The 17,250-nt window shown below is 32.8% G+C and carries 20 protein-coding genes and 3 tRNA genes; 12 read left to right on the top strand and 11 right to left on the bottom strand.

Annotated elements, in window-relative coordinates; genetic code table 11:
* Positions 1-27 precede the first annotated feature (27 nt).
* Positions 28-1,158 (bottom strand): tRNA guanosine(34) transglycosylase Tgt, encoded by a 1,131-nt coding sequence (gene tgt, locus RCH18_RS09565; protein WP_326936530.1) that lies wholly within the window; start codon positions 1,156-1,158, stop codon positions 28-30.
* A gap of 455 nt (positions 1,159-1,613) precedes the next feature.
* Between tgt and RCH18_RS09560 the strand changes: the two genes are divergently transcribed.
* Both RCH18_RS09560 and RCH18_RS09555 read left to right on the top strand, forming a co-directional pair.
* Entirely contained in the window at positions 1,614-2,207 is a 594-nt protein-coding gene (locus RCH18_RS09560; RefSeq protein WP_326936529.1) for a hypothetical protein, read from the top strand.
* Between the two features lie 215 nt (positions 2,208-2,422).
* On the top strand, positions 2,423-2,842 hold the full coding sequence (locus RCH18_RS09555; RefSeq protein WP_326936528.1) for a DoxX family protein: 420 nt from the start codon (positions 2,423-2,425) through the stop codon (positions 2,840-2,842).
* Positions 2,843-2,859: 17 nt separating this feature from the next.
* On the opposite strand, the gene RCH18_RS09550 is transcribed toward RCH18_RS09555, so the two are convergent.
* Both RCH18_RS09550 and RCH18_RS09545 read right to left on the bottom strand, forming a co-directional pair.
* Entirely contained in the window at positions 2,860-3,705 is an 846-nt protein-coding gene (locus tag RCH18_RS09550) for an alpha/beta hydrolase (protein WP_326936527.1), read from the bottom strand.
* Between the two features lie 186 nt (positions 3,706-3,891).
* Positions 3,892-4,266 carry a hypothetical protein gene (locus RCH18_RS09545; protein ID WP_326936526.1) on the bottom strand — a complete coding sequence of 125 codons (375 nt, stop codon included), beginning with the start codon at positions 4,264-4,266 and terminating at the stop codon, positions 3,892-3,894.
* Between the two features lie 581 nt (positions 4,267-4,847).
* Between RCH18_RS09545 and RCH18_RS09540 the strand changes: the two genes are divergently transcribed.
* Both RCH18_RS09540 and RCH18_RS09535 read left to right on the top strand, forming a co-directional pair.
* On the top strand, positions 4,848-5,132 hold the full coding sequence (locus tag RCH18_RS09540; protein ID WP_326936525.1) for a rhodanese-like domain-containing protein: 285 nt from the start codon (positions 4,848-4,850) through the stop codon (positions 5,130-5,132).
* Between the two features lie 5 nt (positions 5,133-5,137).
* A complete protein-coding gene (locus tag RCH18_RS09535; RefSeq protein ID WP_326936524.1) occupies positions 5,138-5,458 on the top strand; it encodes a rhodanese-like domain-containing protein in 321 nt (106 codons plus the stop codon).
* A 119-nt stretch (positions 5,459-5,577) separates the two neighbouring features.
* Here the strand turns inward: RCH18_RS09535 and RCH18_RS09530 are convergent, their stop codons facing one another.
* The 3 genes from RCH18_RS09530 to RCH18_RS09520 form a co-directional block, all read right to left on the bottom strand.
* A complete protein-coding gene (locus tag RCH18_RS09530; protein WP_326936523.1) occupies positions 5,578-6,669 on the bottom strand; it encodes an alkene reductase in 1,092 nt (363 codons plus the stop codon).
* A 42-nt stretch (positions 6,670-6,711) separates the two neighbouring features.
* Complete coding sequence (locus RCH18_RS09525; protein WP_326936522.1) at positions 6,712-7,191, bottom strand: hypothetical protein; 480 nt, start codon at positions 7,189-7,191, stop codon at positions 6,712-6,714.
* Positions 7,192-7,284: 93 nt separating this feature from the next.
* On the bottom strand, positions 7,285-7,866 hold the full coding sequence (locus RCH18_RS09520) for a Crp/Fnr family transcriptional regulator (RefSeq protein ID WP_326936521.1): 582 nt from the start codon (positions 7,864-7,866) through the stop codon (positions 7,285-7,287).
* 153 nt (positions 7,867-8,019) lie between these two features.
* Between RCH18_RS09520 and RCH18_RS09515 the strand changes: the two genes are divergently transcribed.
* Complete coding sequence (locus tag RCH18_RS09515; protein WP_326936520.1) at positions 8,020-8,874, top strand: transketolase; 855 nt, start codon at positions 8,020-8,022, stop codon at positions 8,872-8,874.
* Between the two features lie 83 nt (positions 8,875-8,957).
* Positions 8,958-9,911, top strand: coding sequence for a transketolase family protein (locus RCH18_RS09510; protein ID WP_326936519.1), 954 nt, complete (start codon positions 8,958-8,960; stop codon positions 9,909-9,911).
* A 71-nt stretch (positions 9,912-9,982) separates the two neighbouring features.
* On the opposite strand, the gene RCH18_RS09505 is transcribed toward RCH18_RS09510, so the two are convergent.
* Positions 9,983-10,993 carry an FKBP-type peptidyl-prolyl cis-trans isomerase gene (locus RCH18_RS09505; RefSeq protein ID WP_326936518.1) on the bottom strand — a complete coding sequence of 337 codons (1,011 nt, stop codon included), beginning with the start codon at positions 10,991-10,993 and terminating at the stop codon, positions 9,983-9,985.
* Between the two features lie 80 nt (positions 10,994-11,073).
* Here RCH18_RS09505 and RCH18_RS09500 point away from each other — a divergent pair, with 80 nt between their 5' ends.
* Together RCH18_RS09500 and RCH18_RS09495 are read left to right on the top strand one after the other, a co-directional pair.
* On the top strand, positions 11,074-11,460 hold the full coding sequence (locus tag RCH18_RS09500; RefSeq protein ID WP_326936517.1) for an RNA-binding S4 domain-containing protein: 387 nt from the start codon (positions 11,074-11,076) through the stop codon (positions 11,458-11,460).
* Positions 11,461-11,538: 78 nt separating this feature from the next.
* Positions 11,539-12,039 carry a phosphoribosyltransferase domain-containing protein gene (locus tag RCH18_RS09495; RefSeq protein WP_326936516.1) on the top strand — a complete coding sequence of 167 codons (501 nt, stop codon included), beginning with the start codon at positions 11,539-11,541 and terminating at the stop codon, positions 12,037-12,039.
* Here RCH18_RS09495 and RCH18_RS09490 read toward each other — a convergent pair.
* On the bottom strand, positions 12,031-12,549 hold the full coding sequence (locus tag RCH18_RS09490) for a shikimate kinase (RefSeq protein WP_326936515.1): 519 nt from the start codon (positions 12,547-12,549) through the stop codon (positions 12,031-12,033). The genes RCH18_RS09495 and RCH18_RS09490 overlap by 9 nt on opposite strands.
* 127 nt (positions 12,550-12,676) lie before the next feature.
* Here RCH18_RS09490 and RCH18_RS09485 point away from each other — a divergent pair.
* The 3 genes from RCH18_RS09485 (at position 12,677) to RCH18_RS09475 (ending at position 13,145) form a co-directional block, all read left to right on the top strand.
* A tRNA-Lys gene (locus RCH18_RS09485) sits at positions 12,677-12,749 on the top strand.
* Positions 12,750-12,946: 197 nt separating this feature from the next.
* Positions 12,947-13,019: transfer RNA gene (locus tag RCH18_RS09480), tRNA-Lys, on the top strand.
* Positions 13,020-13,062: 43 nt separating this feature from the next.
* Positions 13,063-13,145 (top strand) — tRNA-Leu (locus RCH18_RS09475).
* Positions 13,146-13,420: 275 nt separating this feature from the next.
* On the opposite strand, the gene RCH18_RS09470 is transcribed toward RCH18_RS09475, so the two are convergent.
* On the bottom strand, positions 13,421-13,954 hold the full coding sequence (locus RCH18_RS09470; RefSeq protein ID WP_326936514.1) for a DUF4252 domain-containing protein: 534 nt from the start codon (positions 13,952-13,954) through the stop codon (positions 13,421-13,423).
* A 1-nt stretch (position 13,955) separates the two neighbouring features.
* On the bottom strand, positions 13,956-14,483 hold the full coding sequence (locus RCH18_RS09465; protein ID WP_326936513.1) for a DUF4252 domain-containing protein: 528 nt from the start codon (positions 14,481-14,483) through the stop codon (positions 13,956-13,958).
* A gap of 137 nt (positions 14,484-14,620) precedes the next feature.
* Here RCH18_RS09465 and RCH18_RS09460 point away from each other — a divergent pair, with 137 nt between their 5' ends.
* Complete coding sequence (locus RCH18_RS09460; protein ID WP_326936512.1) at positions 14,621-16,072, top strand: S41 family peptidase; 1,452 nt, start codon at positions 14,621-14,623, stop codon at positions 16,070-16,072.
* Between the two features lie 148 nt (positions 16,073-16,220).
* Here the strand turns inward: RCH18_RS09460 and RCH18_RS09455 are convergent, their stop codons facing one another.
* Entirely contained in the window at positions 16,221-17,249 is a 1,029-nt protein-coding gene (locus RCH18_RS09455) for a YncE family protein (protein ID WP_326936511.1), read from the bottom strand.
* Position 17,250: the final 1 nt, after the last annotated feature.

Genomic DNA, 17,250 nt, shown 5'->3' with positions numbered 1-17,250 from the left:
AATCGATCAAGAAATTAAACATTTTTTTTATAATCTTTGATTCATGTTTTTAACCATCATTTCTTTCCAAGGCTTGAAATCGCCAGCTAAGATATGTTTTCTGGCTTCACGAACCAGCCACATATAAAAACCAAGATTATGTATTGTCGCTATTTGCTTACCTAAATATTCATTAGCAGCAAAAAGATGACGTAAATACGCTTTAGTATATTCAGTATCTACAAATGTGATTGCCATTTCATCTATGGGAGAGAAATCAGCTTCCCATTTTTTATTTTTGATATTGATAGTTCCGTTAGCTGTAAAAAGCATTCCGTTTCTCGCGTTACGAGTTGGCATCACACAATCAAACATATCTACACCTAAAGCAATATTTTCAAGAATATTAATAGGAGTTCCAACGCCCATTAAGTAACGTGGTTTGTCTTTTGGTAAGATTTCACAGACCACTTCTGTCATCGCATACATTTCCTCAGCTGGTTCACCTACTGAAAGTCCGCCAATAGCATTTCCCACTTGGTTGCTGTTTGCAATATATTCTGCTGATTGTCTCCGTAAATCTTTGTAAGTACTTCCTTGAACGATAGGAAAAAAAGCTTGATCGTAACCATATTTAACTGGTAAATTATCTAAATGACTGATACAACGATTAAGCCAGCGATGGGTCATGTGCATCGATCGTTGCGCATACCTATAATCACAAGGATAAGGAGTACACTCATCAAATGCCATAATAATATCAGCACCAATTGTACGTTGAATTTCCATTACATTTTCTGGAGTAAAAAAGTGGTACGATCCATCAATATGCGATTTGAATTTTACGCCTTCTTCTTTAATTTTTCTATTTGCCGAAAGCGAATACACTTGGTAACCGCCTGAATCAGTCAAAATATTGCGATCCCAGTTCATGAATTTATGTAATCCGCCTGCTTTTTCTAAAATTTCAGTTTGCGGACGTAAGTATAAATGATAGGTATTTCCCAATATAATATCAGGATTTATATCCTCTCTAAGTTCTCGTTGATGCACTCCTTTTACTGAGGCTACCGTTCCTACGGGCATAAAAATTGGAGTTTCAATAACGCCGTGATCGGTGGTAATAGTTCCCGCTCTAGCTTTAGACAACGGGTCTGTTTTCAATAAATCAAATTTCATCTGTCTCTCTTAATAATTCTTTATAGTATAATGTTGTCGCGCCATAAATACTTTTAGTCGCGACCATTCGGGTGCGCAAAGATAACTTAATTAGACAATTTGAAAATTAGATAAGAGAAAATTTAACTGGGAATTCAATGTTTGCAATTTATAGTCCATAAAGCATCCGTTTTTATCAGAAAACACATTATGAATTTGCTAAATTATACGTAAATCTGAAGGTATTTATTTTACGTTTAATAATTAGAATTTATGTAACCAGATAATTATTAATGGACCACCTTGACTAAAATAACTTTCCAAAACAATTAAAATTAAATAGAAAAACAATAAACTAAAAATCCCCTTTCCATTGAAATTAAATTATATTTGGTACTATTATTTTGATGAAAAACAGATGATAGAAATCTTTTCAACTAACATTTAAGCCTAGTATATTACTTTATATCCCTCAAATGAAATTATTTAGCACCATTATCTTAACACTTTTTACATTTTTAGCTACTAGCCAAAACTATAAATCCTTAGTAGAATTTAATAGAAATGATAGTATTGTTGCTGGTCAAGCGGTTATTTATGGTAGTTTCATACAAAGATTGGGATTTAGTAGTGGCGGATTTGCTCAAGATGTTAGAATCATCAATATGGAAACGAATGAGATTAGTGCGTTTAGAGTAAAACCAGCTTATAAATCGGCAAAAGAAAATACCTTTTGCTACAGCATTACACCAGGAACGTACGCTATTTACAATTATTGGTGGACTCAAAGCAAATGGTATGGCGCAAAATTTTTCACTGAACCGATTTTCAAAAACATTGATTCAAGAGAAAATTTAGATGTAAAAATCAAATCAGGTCAACTCAAACAAGAGGATTTGACTCCTTTTGTTTTTACAATTAATCCGAATTCATTAAATTATTTAGGAACTTGGCATTTTGATACTGGAGTAGTAAAATTTTCAAACGACAAATTGATATTAGATAATAAGTTGAAAGATAAATATAAGTTTATTGAATTCTCTAAGGCTACTACGCTTTTACCAAATTAAAGAAGTCATCTTAACACTTAGTTATAAAAATAAAAAAACTTTTTTTTTACAAAACATTAAAAGAATCTTCAGAAATTATCATTTTCTTTTTCTTTCAAAGCTTTCAAATCAATACATTATTTATAGCTGATTAGTTAAAAAATTTAATGGAATATCTATTACATCTTGCAAAATAATTCTATGTTTGTCATTATAAAGACTTTAAAAATAAACCAATGATTAAAAAACTCTTGTCATCTACTACCTTGTCTATAAATTCCACTGATCTTACAGCTTTAATTTTAAGACTTTCATTTGGCTTATTAATGTTGACTCATGGATTTCCAAAAATGCTTAAATTAATAAATGGAAATCTGGAATTTGCTGATCCTTTAGGTATTGGAATTGTAGCTTCATTGACATTGACCGTTTTTTCAGAGGTTGTTTGTTCGATCTTAATCATACTAGGATTATGGACAAGATTTGCACTTATACCACTAATTATTACAATGCTTGTTGCTGTATTTATTGTTCATGCCAATGACGATTTAGGAACTAAAGAAATGGGATTACTTTATTTATTTGCGTATCTCAGTTTGTTCTTTTTAGGTAGCGGTAAATATTCGCTAGATAGATTATTAGACAGAACCAAATAATCACCAAAAAAGAAGTATTATTCCTTTTTTGAATTTAGATTTATAAACGCTGTAATCTCTTTAAATCGGTCGCTCCACGGAAAAAAATATTGCAATACCATAGGAACATGTTTTTTATTTAGACGTATTGGCGTAACATTAGGCTGAAAAGGTTCAAGTGCTTTCACAAATCTAGTGTTGGCTACTTTTATTGAATTATACGTTTTATCGCCCACATAAATTAAAAATGGCGGTGTATCGTTATTAATAAAATAAATAGGTGAAGCTTCTTTCCACAGTTTTGGATCTTTCGTCCAAGTTGTTAAATAGTTACTACTAGAAGTTGGAGGATTTCCTTCCAAATAATTTTTCATATCCAGTCCTGCTGCATCGTTTAATATAATTCCAGCAATACTTTTTGTATCGATACCATATTTAGGATTCATGACCGCTAATGCACCAAGATGTCCTCCTGCAGAATGCCCTGTGATAAAAACTTGATTTGGATTTCCGTTGTACTGACTCGCGTTCATAATAGACCATTTAATTACAGCTGCGATTTGTTTTGTCATAGCGTCATAATTTGCATTAGGACTTAGCGTATAATCAGGGATGATTGTTAGAATACCTTTTTTTGCGAAATTTCTACCTAGTAAATCATACGTTCCTTTCCTACCACTATTCCAGTTGCCTCCATGGACAAAAATTAAAACTGGAAATGGTTTTGCCGAGACTTTGCGAGGAACAAAGACATTTAATTTTGGCTCAGTAAAGCTATTTTTATCGCTGGATTCAAGGTATGAAATGTTAGTGCTTTTTTTCGAACTGCAACTCACTAAAACAAAAATGCTCAAGGTAACTATTAAAAGTAGAGAAAAACGCATATTTTTTTTTACGAATATACCATTAAATAAAAAAATTGTCGAGCCGCGTATAATAAAAAATAATTTTCGCTATCGCAAACCTGACGCTAAAAGTTACCTATCAAATTTTGCTACAACTTTTTCTAAAACTTTAAAAAAAAAGCTTTCTTTTCAGAAAGCTCTTTTGGTTTGATCTTAAAAATTTAGTTAAAAATGAGCCGTGATATATTCAATCAAAGCTTCGTCACTCATTTTATCAGTGGTACTTTCCTTCATTTCAACATTTTTATATTGTGCGGTCTCCTGCAAATATTTCATAAATTGCTCTTGAGCCGTACCTGTTCCTGTAATGTGTAGCTGATCTACATTTTGCATGTGAGCCGTAATGTTCTTAAATAACTTTTGAAGTGAATCTCGTTCCGCATTGTTCGCTGCGTTTTCACTACTGTTTGATCCTTGACCATCCATTTTTTCGTGACCTATTATCACAAAATCACCTGATTGTAGATTTTCTCTTCCCACGATAGTTGCGTGGTGAGTGTCCATCCAAACTCCGAATTGCTTTTTACCTTTTTCTGACATGATTACTCTTTTAAATGATTAGATTTATGATGTTTAAAATTATACACGATTTACAATTAACTATTGAAAACAAAACAATGTCGCTTGATCAATTACTATTTAAAATTAGCAGCAAAAAATTATGATCTCACTTTTTCTTCGCTAAACTTTTACTACTTCTATCAAAAAACTAAAATATCAAATCAATAAGCACAACATTATGTAATTATGCCTATCTACCTCATTATTAAGTTATGGAAAGGTAATCTTTTATTACTAATAACTTTCTTCAAAATAAGTTAGTTTAGAGCTCCGGAATGAAAATGGGAATTAAAGAGTAAATTGGGAGACACTTTTTAAAAAGTAATTAAACTCAAAATTCTCTACACATTGAATTTAAAAATAACAATCCTTTAAAAATTTGCGCGGCATTGCGAACAGAAATGTACTCTTAAAATATAAATTCATAAACGGCTAGTAAAAAAATTACTTATGTAACAAAAGTTACTTAACTACCCTTTTTGATAGACTACTTTTGTACAGTTAAAATGAAATATTTACAAAGAACACCATTCGACACTAATTTTTAAAATATAAAAAGCATGAAAATAGAAGATATAATCAAAGAAAAAGAATGTACAATTGTAGATGTGCGTTCTTATGAAGAATTTATGGGCGGTCATGTTGCGAACTCCATTAATATTCCACTTGGCGAAATTCAAGAAAGAATGGAGGAGTTAGAGAATTTGAAACAACCATTGATTTTGTGTTGTGCATCTGGAAACAGAAGTGGACAAGCGCAACATGATCTCTCACAAAAAGGAATTGATTGCTACAATGGCGGATCTTGGTTAGATGTCAATTTTTATCAATCACAAAAAATTTAAATGCTATGTTCGATACAATTAAAAAATTATTAGGCTTTGGGCCAAGTGTCAATTATGCTGATCTAATAAAAGAAGGTGCCGTTATTGTAGACGTTCGCAGCAAAGGAGAATATTCAAGCGGACATATTAATGGTTCTATAAATATTCCAGTGGATACACTAAGTAGTAATTTAGGTAAACTAAAAGACAAAAATAAAACAATAATTACCTGCTGTGCCTCAGGAATGCGGAGCGCTTCAGCTAAAAGCATGTTAAAATCAAATGGATATACGTCAGTTTACAATGGCGGCGGTTGGAGCAGTTTAAAAAGCAAGATTCAGCAATAAGTAGGATTATTTAAAAGTTATAACACAACTACATTTTAGTAATTACTTTATTTATAAAAATTAAAAAGCCCACATGATGCGGGCTTTTTAATTAATTATATTGATGATAATTAAAATTATTATTTCATCATTGGATAATCAATATATCCTTCCTCCGTTGCTGTGTAAAATGTAGATGGATCAGGAGCATTAAGTTCAGCGTCATTTTCAAAACGAGCTACTAAATCTGGATTAGCAATAAATGGCACTCCGTAAGCAACAAGATCTGCATATCCTTCTTCAATAACTTTAATACCTGTTTCTTTTGTAAAACTTTTATTAATAATCAATGTACCATTATATAATGGTCTAAAATGTTTCGCAACTTCTGCTACCGCGTACGGTACGTCATCAACTGGAACATAAGGCTCTGTCAAATGAATATAAGCCAAGCCATAATCATTCAAGCGTTTTACAATATATTCATGTGTAGGGATGGTATCGATATCTAGCATCATACCTTGCGCATTATGCAAGCTAGGATTTAGGCGGACTCCTACTTTAGAATAGTCAATCACACCTTTGAACGCATCTAGTATATCAAACAATATTCTAGCCTTATTTTCCATAGAACCACCATATTCATCTGAGCGATGATTAGAATACCCATTAAAAAACTGTTGTAATAAATATCCATTTGCAGCATGCAGTTCTATACCATCAAAACCTGCGATCAAAGCATTTTTAGCTCCGTTAACAAAGTCTAATACAGTTTGTTTTATATCTTCAATTGTCATTTCTTTTGGCACAACCGTGTCTACAAAACCATCATTTGTATAGGCTTTTGCTAAGGGATTTAAGGCTGAAGGTGCGTGGGGCAGCTCTCCATTATGTAAATCTGGATGTGATAATCGGCCAGTGTGCCAGAGTTGAGCAAATATTTTCCCACCTTTATCATGAACCGCTTTTGTTACTAATTTCCATCCTTCAGTTTGTGCTTCACTATAAATTCCCGGTACATTTATAAAACCTACTGCTTTAGTACTTACAAATGTTCCCTCGCTTATGATTAAACCCGCAGTAACTCTTTGCTCGTAATATTTAGCTGTGAGTGCCGTAGCAACATTCCCCTCGTTATTAGAACGGCTGCGTGTCATAGGCGCCATAACAATTCTATTTTCAAGTTCTATTTTTCCTAAAGTATAGGGTTGCATTAATATTAATTTACTCATTGATTTTAAATTAAATTATTATAAATTATTGATTATTATTTGTCAAGTGAAATGGGGTGATAAAGCTACCCCATACTTGGTATCTTGATGATCGTGATCCTTTAATAAAATGTCCATATGCTCCATTTCCAACTCTGGTATAAATAGAACTTTCGAGAAAGGAAACAAAGCCAACTTCGCTTCAGGATCTATATCCTTTTGATAGTCATTTTTTTGATCCAGTAAAACAATGACCACTTTACCGGTAGCCACCATCTTAATTTGTCTTACTAAGTCCTTATTTCTCAAATACGCATTTGAAATAACGATAACATCAGCTTCCCAGCAAGCATTGATAGCGCAACTCATTACCTCTACTTTTTTATTATAGTTTTGCAAGTGATTTTTAAAAAAAACATGATCTAACATCTTTACATTATAGTCAAAAAGCAATACAACATCATTTTGATTAGTAATAGATAGTAGAGAAACAATTCCAGATTTTGAAAGTCCTATTGCTGCAAATGTTTTTATAAATGACATTACCTGGTATTTAAAGCACAAAGTTAAGGCTAGCGTAATATCATTTTCATTGATGTATAGCAAGAAATTCTATTGATTTAAGTCAATAGAAAATTAGATTCGGGTGCTAATTTGTTTTCGAACTCTACTTACCGTTTCTGGCTTTAAACCTAAGTACGAAGCAATCATGTGCTGAGGAACACGTTTTATAATTCCAGGATAAGCTAAACCTAATTTAATGTATTTTTCTTCGGCAGTTTCTGTTAAGGTTGAATTTATTCTTGCTTGATTAGCAATATAAGCGTTTTGCAATAGTAAGCGTTGGTATCTTTCAAACATTGGAATTTTATCCATCAAAGCTTCTCTCGCTTCCATAGTTAATAATAGGAGTTCGCAATCCTCAAGTGCTTCAATAGTATAAATAGAATTGCTATTCGTCAAGAAACTAAACAAATCAGTAATCCACCAGCCTTCAATGGCAAATTGAACAACATGCTCATTTCCTTTTTCATCAGTAAAAAAAGAGCGCAAAATGCCTTTTTCAACAAATGCATTATAAATACAAATAGCCCCTTCTTGCAATAAAGTTTGTTTTTTACGCAACTTTTTAGGAATAAAAAAGCTTTTATAAACCTCCTTATCGTCCTCATTTAGAGTTACTTTTTCCTGAATACTTTTGAATAATTGTTCAAACATATTCGCAAGATAGTAAATACTCTATGGTTGACGAAAAATAGTATGGTTGAAAAAAAATTAAAATCTTTGATAACTATTAATAAATCAAAAAATGGAAATATCCATAAATCAAAATATCTGATTATCTTTGCCAAGTCTAATTTTAACACACAAATGAAACCGAACACACAACAATTAAACGATTTAACTATCCAAGTACGAAGAGATATTCTTCGAATGGTACACGCAGTAAACTCCGGTCATCCTGGTGGTTCTCTAGGTTGCACAGAATTTCTTGTCGCATTATACCAAAACATAATGGATCGCAAAGAGGGTTTTGACATGGACGGAATGGGAGAAGATATTTTCTTTCTTTCAAACGGACATATTTCGCCTGTATTTTATAGCGTTTTAGCAAGAAGCGGCTATTTTCCAGTGGCAGAATTAGCGACTTTTCGTTTGATAAATTCAAGATTACAAGGACATCCTACTACTCACGATGGTTTGCCTGGAGTGCGAATTGCATCTGGTTCGCTAGGACAAGGTTTATCTGTAGCAATAGGTGCTGCACAAGCTAAAAAATTAAACGGTGATTCTCATCTTATTTATACGCTTCACGGTGATGGTGAATTACAAGAAGGTCAAAACTGGGAAGCAATTATGTACGCATCAGCAAAAAAAGTAGATAATCTAATTGCTACCATAGATTTAAACGGAAAACAAATTGATGGAACTACTGATGAAGTTTTAGCCATGGGAAGTATCAGGGCTAAATTTGAAGCTTTTGACTGGGACGTTTTAGATATTGAAAAAGGAAATGATCTTGAAGCTATTATTGCTGGTTTGAATGAGGCAAAATCAAGAACTGGAAAAGGAAAACCAGTTTGTATATTATTGCACACAGAGATGGGCAACGGAGTCGATTTTATGATGAACACGCATGCTTGGCACGGTAAAGCACCTAATGACACGCAACTAGAAATTGGTTTGGCTCAAAACTATAATGCTGGAGGCAATTCAGACTATTAGAAAGTGTTCAGTTGTCATCTCGAGCGCAGTCGAGAGACAGAAACTAGTGTTCAGTTGAATACTGCTAAAATTTAAATTAAAAAATGAAAAAATATACAAATACAGGAAGTAAAGATACGCGCTCAGGTTTTGGAGCGGGAATGACAGAATTAGGTCAAAAAAATGAAAATGTAGTAGCACTTTGTGCCGATTTGATAGGATCATTAAAATTTGATGATTTTAAGAAAAACCATCCAGAGCGTTTTTTCCAAATTGGAATCGCTGAGGCCAATATGATTGGAATCGCAGCTGGATTGACTATAGGCGGGAAAATTCCTTTTACAGGTACTTTCGCTAATTTTTCTACTGGAAGAGTTTACGATCAAATCAGACAATCAGTAGCCTATTCAGAGAAAAACGTAAAAATTTGTGCTTCACACGCAGGATTAACATTGGGAGAAGACGGTGCAACACACCAAATCCTTGAAGATATAGGACTCATGAAAATGCTACCTGGAATGACAGTAATCAATACCTGTGATTACAACCAAACTAAAGCAGCGACATTAGCTATTGCTGATCATCATGGTCCAGTTTATTTGCGTTTTGGTCGTCCAGTGGTGCCTAATTTTATGCCAGCTGATGAGCATTTTGAAATAGGTAAAGCTATTGTTTTAACTGAAGGTTCTGATGTTACTATTGTAGCTACAGGTCATTTGGTTTGGGAGGCTTTAATAGCTGCTGAAGCTTTAGAAGCGCAAGGAATTTCGGCTGAAGTCATTAATATTCACACTATAAAGCCATTAGACGAAGAAGCAATTTTAAATTCATTGGCTAAAACCAAATGTATTGTCACTGCTGAGGAGCACAACATTTTGGGTGGTCTTGGCGAAAGCATCTCTAGAGTTTTAGCGCTAAACAGTCCGCTACCTCAAGAGATTGTAGCGGTAAATGATAGTTTTGGAGAATCAGGTACACCAGAACAATTGATGGATAAATACAAGCTAAACAATCAAGCGATTGTTGCAGCAGTAGAAAGAGTGATGAAAAGAAAATAATCTTTTCGCTTTGAAGCAAAAAAAATTCCATTCACCGCGGCGAATGGAATTTTTTTTATTTACTAAGCATCTTAATTACATTTTACTAAATGTCTTTTTATTCTTGCTGGATTAGTAGTATCTCCATCGCATGAAGGAATAGAAGCAAACGGAATTATCTTTCCAGCAGCATCTGTAATTTCTTTCTTGGTACTTACGCCGTCTCCATCATCATCAGTGTCTAAGAAGTTAGGAATTCCATCACCATCGGTATCATCTGGATTAGCAACTCCCGCCGGCAATTCCTCTTTAGTCCAAACATACCCATCTCCATCTAAATCTTCTTGAAAAGACAATACGCCATCAGGTATTTGAGCAATAGATTGATTTACAAATTGAAATTCATGATCTAAACGTTGCATTGCGTACAATTTAAAACTAAATATCAACGGTGAATAAGCTGGTATATTACCATTCCCAGAGCTATAATAAGCTAAACCCGAAGGAATAAACATAACCCCTGCGCCAAAACCAGTATAAGAAATAGTACCATCAACGTTAGAAGTACTACTACCAGTTTTAAATTGTGGGAAAATTTCTTTCCATCCCCTAATATAACTAAATAAATTTGCTCTTTGTGGCTGATTTATCCATTCTTCAAATTTTGTCGTAGTCTGTGCTTTGACTGATTCTACTGTAGTAGTTGCCAGATATTCTCCTATGTAGGTAGTATATACTTCATCAACATTTGTTGGTGAATCCCCAACTCCCTCTCTTAATACTAAATAGTACAATTTATAGGTTATATCATGAAGTTTAACATCACGACTTAGTAATTTAGGAAATGATGTATTGTTTAGATAGGAATAAATAGCGGGTTGATTTCCTCCTACTGGTATCTTAGATATTTTTGTATCTGCATCTGCTGAAACATCTTCGATATAATAAGTTTTTAAGTATTGCTCAATATCAATTAAATCAGTTGCATATTGGGTTGCATATTCTCTAGGTGGGGTAATTGGTGCTGCGGGATCATCTTTTGAACAAGAAAATAAAGTAACAGTTGTAATTAATAGAATAAAATAATTCTTAAATTTGTTCATTATAGCTAAATTTTTTAAGGGCGCAAGATACAATATTGATTGATTTTTGTAAACTATTTAACTTTGATTTTTGAAAATATATGAGAATAGATAAATATTTATGGTGTGTCCGATATTACAAAACCAGAAACATGGTCACTGAGGCCTGCAAAAAAAACCACGTAACGGTAAATGGCCTTGTAGCTAAACCATCTAAGGAAGTTTTCCCTACGGACAAAATCACTTTCAGAAAAGACCAAATCACTCAAACTATTACCGTTTTAGACATCCCCGAGAATCGTGTTGGCGCAAAGCTTGTCGATATTTATAGACGAAATGATACTCCTGAAGAAGCCTACCAACACTTAGAACTTTTAAAATTATCAAAAGAACATTATCGAAAAAACGGAACGGGTCGACCTACAAAGAAAGATCGTAGAGACATTGACGAATTTGGAAATGAAATCATTACTGAGGAAGAAGATTAATTTAATTATCCTCTAATCCATTAAAAGCTGCTAGCTAAACCGATTAAAACCTTTTATAATTTTTACAACATAAAGAAAATGAGCAAAAATATCATACTAACGCATCAGGAAATAGAACATAAAATAAGAAGAATTGCCTACCAAATTTATGAAACTTTTGTCGATGAAGAGGAAATTGTAATCGCGGGAATTGCCACCAACGGCTATATATTTGCACAGAAGTTAGCAATAGCCTTAGAAGGAATTTCTCCAATAAAAGTATCGCTTTGCAAAGTTCAAATAAATAAACAAAATCCACAAGTGCCCATTCATACTTCCATAACTAAAGAAGAATACGCTAATAAAGGTTTGATTTTAGTTGATGACGTGTTGAATTCAGGAACAACCCTAATTTATGCGGTTAGACATTTTATTGATGTTCCTCTTAAAAAATTCAAAACAGCAGTATTAGTAGATAGAAATCATAAAAAATATCCTGTAAAAGCTGACTTTAAAGGAATCTCACTTTCAACATCACTACTAGAACATGTTCAAGTTGTTTTTGATGATACAAAAAATAGTTATGCTTATTTAAGCTAATATAGAAACAATATCTTTCACAACGGCGTCAATCGATTTGTCATCCACCACTACTTTATATTGTGCCTGATTGTAATAAAAGCTTCTTTCAAATAAATGGGTGGCAATAAATCCCTTCATTTCTAACTCGTTTTTATCAGCAATAAGCGGTCTTTTACTTTTATTGACAGATAATCTATTAAATAATGTTTGAATGGATGCTTTTAAATATATGGACACCACACCGTCGCCGTTGAGTAATTCATGATTGTTGGCATAACAAGGCGTTCCACCACCTAAACCTATTATTAATTTTTGAGGAGAATTTACTAATTCAACAAAAACCTGATGTTCTAGTTTTCTAAAATAGATTTCACCATGCGTATCAAAAATTGCATTTATAGATAAATTTGCCTTTTCTTCGATCTTTTCGTCAAGATCTACAAAAGGGATTTCAAGACTTTCAGCTAATTTTTTTGCAATTGTAGACTTGCCGCAACCCATATAACCTAATAAAATAATTTTTTTCATCTTAATAAAACCTTACAAATTAAGGTGTTGAGTATTTATATTTAAAAAAGGCAAATTTATAATAAAAATGCTTGCAAAAAACCAAAATAAGTTCTTATATTTGCACCCGCATTCAAGGAAAGAAAATGACTCGATAGCTCAGTTGGTAGAGCACATCACTTTTAATGATGGGGTCCTGGGTTCGAGCCCCAGTCGGGTCACAATTTTTCTAATTTAACTTCTGGGCGAGAAGTTTATCCCGATGCAGCGAAGCAATATCGGGAAGCCCCAGACGGGTCACAATTTTTCTAATTTAACTTCTGGGCGAGAAGTTTATCCCGATGCAGCGAAGCAATATCGGGAAGCCATAGTCGGGTCACAATTTAAGTGATCAACACATAATTTTCTTGAAAGCAATGACTCGATAGCTCAGTTGGTAGAGCACATCACTTTTAATGATGGGGTCCTGGGTTCGAGCCCCAGTCGGGTCACAAAAGGTCGAGTAATTTATTACTTGGCCTTTTATTTTTTTTAGGCCACGTGGAGAAACGGTAGACTTGCCAGCTTGAGGGGCTGGTGCTCGCAAGGGCGTGTGGGTTCAAATCCCACCGTGGTCACAACTAAATAAAATCCCGAAATTAAAAAGTAAAGCGTGCTTTGCCTTTTTAATTTCGGGATTTTATTTTTAATCCGGAGCTCCGTTGCGAAGGACGCAGTTAATAAGACCTAATTTAATTTTGAAAAAGTATTGACTAAACAAACTAATTTAAAAACTACTAAAATTAGACCATTTGATGCCAATAATATTTTTACTGTATAGGTTTAGAATACATCAATGAGTGGAATAACATGATTCTAAAGTTTTTAATAGATTGCTCATTAAACATTAAAATCACTTCATTAACTCCTGCAATGGCTTGAATTGTTGCATATCCATATTTGCTTTTCGCATTACACTAATCATATTAACAAGATTAGTGGGACTCATCTCTTTTCCTAAAATTCGGATGACTGCAAATCCATTTTCTTTTTTATTGGCATAGACTATAAACTCTTCAATATTTTCATCAGTGCCTACAAAACTTATCGAAGCACCCTGTGTGCCTGAACTAAATTTCATCAATTGCTGATATTGTTTATCTTCTAAAAGCAATTCTAATTTAGCACGTTCGGTTTCAAATTGAGCTTTATTAGTTTCCGTTGCTTTAAAAGTTAGTATATTGATTTTTTCAAATGATTCTATTGCAGCGGATTGTGCAACTGACAATTTGGTTTTATCAACCTTTAAAATCTCTGTGGATAAATCCAGAACAGTAAAGTTCTTGTTTTCTGTGTTTTCAACGAAATACTTTTGTAAACTGGGTTTAGAGTTGCAACTCACTATAAACAAACATAGAAACAAAGCACTTTTAAAAATTACTCTCATCTTATTTTCTTGCTTTTGTTGCTTTTTTTAACTCTTCTCCACCAGGAATTTTCATTTTATCTGTAAGAATCGAAATTTCATTTAAATCAAAATTACCAGTTAAAGACATTAAAACAGTTTCTGTGTTTGTCGCTCCCTCAATAAACATCAATAATTCTTTGATTTGCGACTCGGAAGATCCTGATTTTACAAGAATTTTCATGTTTCTGTCATTCTCATTTACCCGCATTAATTCTTCTAATGATGCTGATTTAATATACTTTTCTGCTGCTACTCTCATTTCTCCTTCAACGCGAGTACTTTTTGTAGTAAAGACTTTAAGATTATCTAATTTTTTAATTAAGTTTAAATACTGTTGCGTTTCTTTATCTGAAGCATCAACCTTGACCTTACTCATTAAGTCAAACATTTTTTTATTAACAATTATAGACGTTACGTCATCCTGACCATCAAATTTATCAAACGCAGACTGCGCAAATACAGGTATAGATAAAGCAAGGAGGTAAACAATAACAAGATATTTTTTCATCGGGATTTAGTTTAAAATTTTATTGGATAAATATATTCATAATAGTAGCTGTTTTCAAATATAATGCCACCTTATTTACATTGACAAAACTAAAAAGTACTATTTTTGTATTCGTATTTTATACTTATAACTTTAACATGAAAAAAACACTTTTGATTACCTTATTACTTTTTATTTTAATATTCACAGTACAAAGCTGTCAAGATAATGATGATATTGCACCACCTGCAAGTTTAGAAATTCAGGATTTTGTGTGGAAAGGTTTAAATCAGTATTACTTATGGCAGGCTGATGTTCCAAACCTTGCTGATAATCGTTTTGCAAATCAAACTGCGTTAAATACTTTTTTAGCAGGCTATCCAGATCCTGAAAGTCTTTTCGATGCCTTAAGAGTGGATGAATCTATTGATAGATTTAGCTGGATTGTAGATGATTATTTAGAACTTGAAGGACAATTACAAGGCACAACTAAAAATAATGGTGTCGAATTTGGATTTAGCCTCAAACCAAACAGCAAAACTGATGTAATTGGTTATGTGCGCTACATAATTGCAAATTCTGATGCTTCTACTAAAAACATTAAGCGAGGAGATTTCTTTACAGGTGTAAATGGCACGCCGTTAACGAAAAATAATTACCAATCATTACTGTTTGGTTCTAATGAAAGTTATACTTTAAATATGGCTGATGTAAATGGAAATATAATAACAAATAATGGTAAAACGGTTGCCTTGACAAAAACAGTGCTAACTGAAAATCCTATTTTGGTTAATAAAGTAATTACTTCTGGTTCACGAAATATTGGTTATTTAATGTATAATGCGTTTTATGCAGATTTTGATAGTAAATTAAATGAAGCTTTTGGAACACTAAAATCACAACAAATTACGGACTTAGTTTTAGATTTAAGATATAACCGTGGTGGTTCAGTACAAAGTGCTGCACGATTGGCCAGTATGATTACTGGGCAGTTTACTGGAAAAGTTTTTGCAAAACAGCAGTGGAATAAAAAAATCAATGATTATTTCGAAAAAGAAAATCCAGCTACTTTGTTTAATTATTTTACAGATAAAATTGATGCAGCCCCAATCAATAGTTTAAAACTAAATAAAGTTTATATTTTAACCAGTGACAATTCAGCTTCAGCAAGCGAATTACTGATTAATGGATTAAAGCCTCATATTACAGTTGTTCAAATTGGTGATGTCACCGTTGGAAAAAATGTAGGATCAGTCACGGTATATGACTCACCCGATTTTGGTGATGAAAAAAGAAATCCAAATCATAGATATGCGATGCAACCTATTGTATTAAAAATTGTTAATTCAGATGGTTTTGGAGATTATTTTAATGGCTTACAACCTAATTTTTTGATTAAAGAAACTGTCAGCAACCTTGGCGTTCTTGGTGATAGTTCTGAGCCATTATTAAGAGTGGCTTTATCAAAAATTACAGGAACAGGACGAGTTATGAAACAAGTTGCTACTGATGATTTTAAAACATTTAAAGATTCAAAATCATTTAGAAGATTTAAAAACGAAATGTATCTTGAGAAAGCTCCAGAAGGACTTTACAAAGCATTGGAGTAAAAATTTTAAATTTATATTTTCCTAATACAGAGATCATAATTCTTTATCAATCGCACATAAAAAAGCCTTATTTTTCACTTAGAAAAACAAGGCTTTTTTAATGTCTAAAATAGATACTTTAGCTTTTTAATGCTTTTATCTTGTCTAATTACTTATTAGAATAAAAACTATTTGGTCCCAACCCTACAGATACTGTTTTTAATTCAGTACCAGTAATGGTATATATCTTTACAATTCCCGCCGCAGTAAATGCATTAGCATCTGCTGAGTAAATCTTGCCGTCAATAACATTAAAGCCATAAAAAGTAGAAAAACTATTGTCCGCAACAGAAAATAGTGGTGTTTCACTGAAAGCAGTTGCATTCAAACCCACTGCATATACTCCAGTTCCCTTAGTAAAATATATTTTGTCGCCTTCAATATCCATATTTAGTGCTTTAGTCAAAGTAGTAGATTCTATTGAAGTTGCTGTATCTGTAGTGGTATTGATTTTGAATAATTTACTTTTAGCAGAATTTCCACACAATACATAAACAGCTCCATTTTTCTCTTCTATTGAATTTACTCCATTTTCAACAGTAATTACACTCATAGCATTATTACTTTTTGGGTTGACCACCGTCACCGCATTTCCACTACCAAAAGCACCATTCATCACATATAATTTTCCGTTTGCAGTAATTATTTTCTCTGTAGTTTTACCAATAGAAATTGTTTCTAAATAAGAAAAAGTCTTAGCGTCATATACAGTTAGTGATTTTGAACTAGAATTAGTAACATAAAGTTTACCATTTAAGACAACACTATAACGTGGTTTTTTAAGATTTTCAGTAATTGTAGCAATACTTTTAAAGGTGTATCTATTAACCACTTCAACCACATTAGAATTATTTATAACAATAAATGCTTTGTCTCCTACAAAGCTCATTGATTGCGCTACATCTCCTAATTTTTTATCCCCATTTTCTATCCCAAAAATATTATTCACTACCATGTAATCATTTGAAATATAGGAAACAGCTGCATTTGGTGTGCCAAAATTTCCTTCATTTAAAACAAGAACACCATTATCATAAGCGCCTAGAGCGATATTATTGTCAATAGAATCATCATTAGTGCAAGAAGTCAGTAGTATCGTACTTGCAAAAATTCCTAGAAAAACATTTTTTAATTTCATT

Source organism: Flavobacterium sp. PL11 (assembly GCF_035985025.1).
In the GTDB taxonomy this organism is placed as follows: Bacteria; Bacteroidota; Bacteroidia; order Flavobacteriales; family Flavobacteriaceae; genus Flavobacterium.
The sequence above is the reverse complement of the archived record's forward strand: the minus strand, read 5'-3'. Positions and strand labels throughout refer to the sequence as shown.

Bases quoted from the DNA above. Each gene is read 5' to 3' on its own strand.
- RCH18_RS09470 (WP_326936514.1), bottom strand. From the start codon at position 13,954: ATGAGAGTAATTTTTAAAAGTGCTTTGTTTCTATGTTTGTTTATAGTG.
- RCH18_RS09560 (WP_326936529.1), top strand. From the start codon at position 1,614: ATGAAATTATTTAGCACCATTATCTTAACACTTTTTACATTTTTAGCT.
- RCH18_RS09530 (WP_326936523.1), bottom strand. From the start codon at position 6,669: ATGAGTAAATTAATATTAATGCAACCCTATACTTTAGGAAAAATAGAA.
- RCH18_RS09495 (WP_326936516.1), top strand. From the start codon at position 11,539: ATGAGCAAAAATATCATACTAACGCATCAGGAAATAGAACATAAAATA.
- RCH18_RS09545 (WP_326936526.1), bottom strand. From the start codon at position 4,266: ATGTCAGAAAAAGGTAAAAAGCAATTCGGAGTTTGGATGGACACTCAC.
- RCH18_RS09520 (WP_326936521.1), bottom strand. From the start codon at position 7,866: ATGTTTGAACAATTATTCAAAAGTATTCAGGAAAAAGTAACTCTAAAT.
- RCH18_RS09490 (WP_326936515.1), bottom strand. From the start codon at position 12,549: ATGAAAAAAATTATTTTATTAGGTTATATGGGTTGCGGCAAGTCTACA.
- RCH18_RS09535 (WP_326936524.1), top strand. From the start codon at position 5,138: ATGTTCGATACAATTAAAAAATTATTAGGCTTTGGGCCAAGTGTCAAT.
- RCH18_RS09525 (WP_326936522.1), bottom strand. From the start codon at position 7,191: ATGTCATTTATAAAAACATTTGCAGCAATAGGACTTTCAAAATCTGGA.
- RCH18_RS09515 (WP_326936520.1), top strand. From the start codon at position 8,020: ATGAAACCGAACACACAACAATTAAACGATTTAACTATCCAAGTACGA.
- tgt (WP_326936530.1), bottom strand. From the start codon at position 1,158: ATGAAATTTGATTTATTGAAAACAGACCCGTTGTCTAAAGCTAGAGCG.
- RCH18_RS09505 (WP_326936518.1), bottom strand. From the start codon at position 10,993: ATGAACAAATTTAAGAATTATTTTATTCTATTAATTACAACTGTTACT.
- RCH18_RS09540 (WP_326936525.1), top strand. From the start codon at position 4,848: ATGAAAATAGAAGATATAATCAAAGAAAAAGAATGTACAATTGTAGAT.
- RCH18_RS09550 (WP_326936527.1), bottom strand. From the start codon at position 3,705: ATGCGTTTTTCTCTACTTTTAATAGTTACCTTGAGCATTTTTGTTTTA.
- RCH18_RS09455 (WP_326936511.1), bottom strand. From the start codon at position 17,249: ATGAAATTAAAAAATGTTTTTCTAGGAATTTTTGCAAGTACGATACTA.
- RCH18_RS09500 (WP_326936517.1), top strand. From the start codon at position 11,074: ATGAGAATAGATAAATATTTATGGTGTGTCCGATATTACAAAACCAGA.
- RCH18_RS09460 (WP_326936512.1), top strand. From the start codon at position 14,621: ATGAAAAAAACACTTTTGATTACCTTATTACTTTTTATTTTAATATTC.
- RCH18_RS09555 (WP_326936528.1), top strand. From the start codon at position 2,423: ATGATTAAAAAACTCTTGTCATCTACTACCTTGTCTATAAATTCCACT.
- RCH18_RS09510 (WP_326936519.1), top strand. From the start codon at position 8,958: ATGAAAAAATATACAAATACAGGAAGTAAAGATACGCGCTCAGGTTTT.
- RCH18_RS09465 (WP_326936513.1), bottom strand. From the start codon at position 14,483: ATGAAAAAATATCTTGTTATTGTTTACCTCCTTGCTTTATCTATACCT.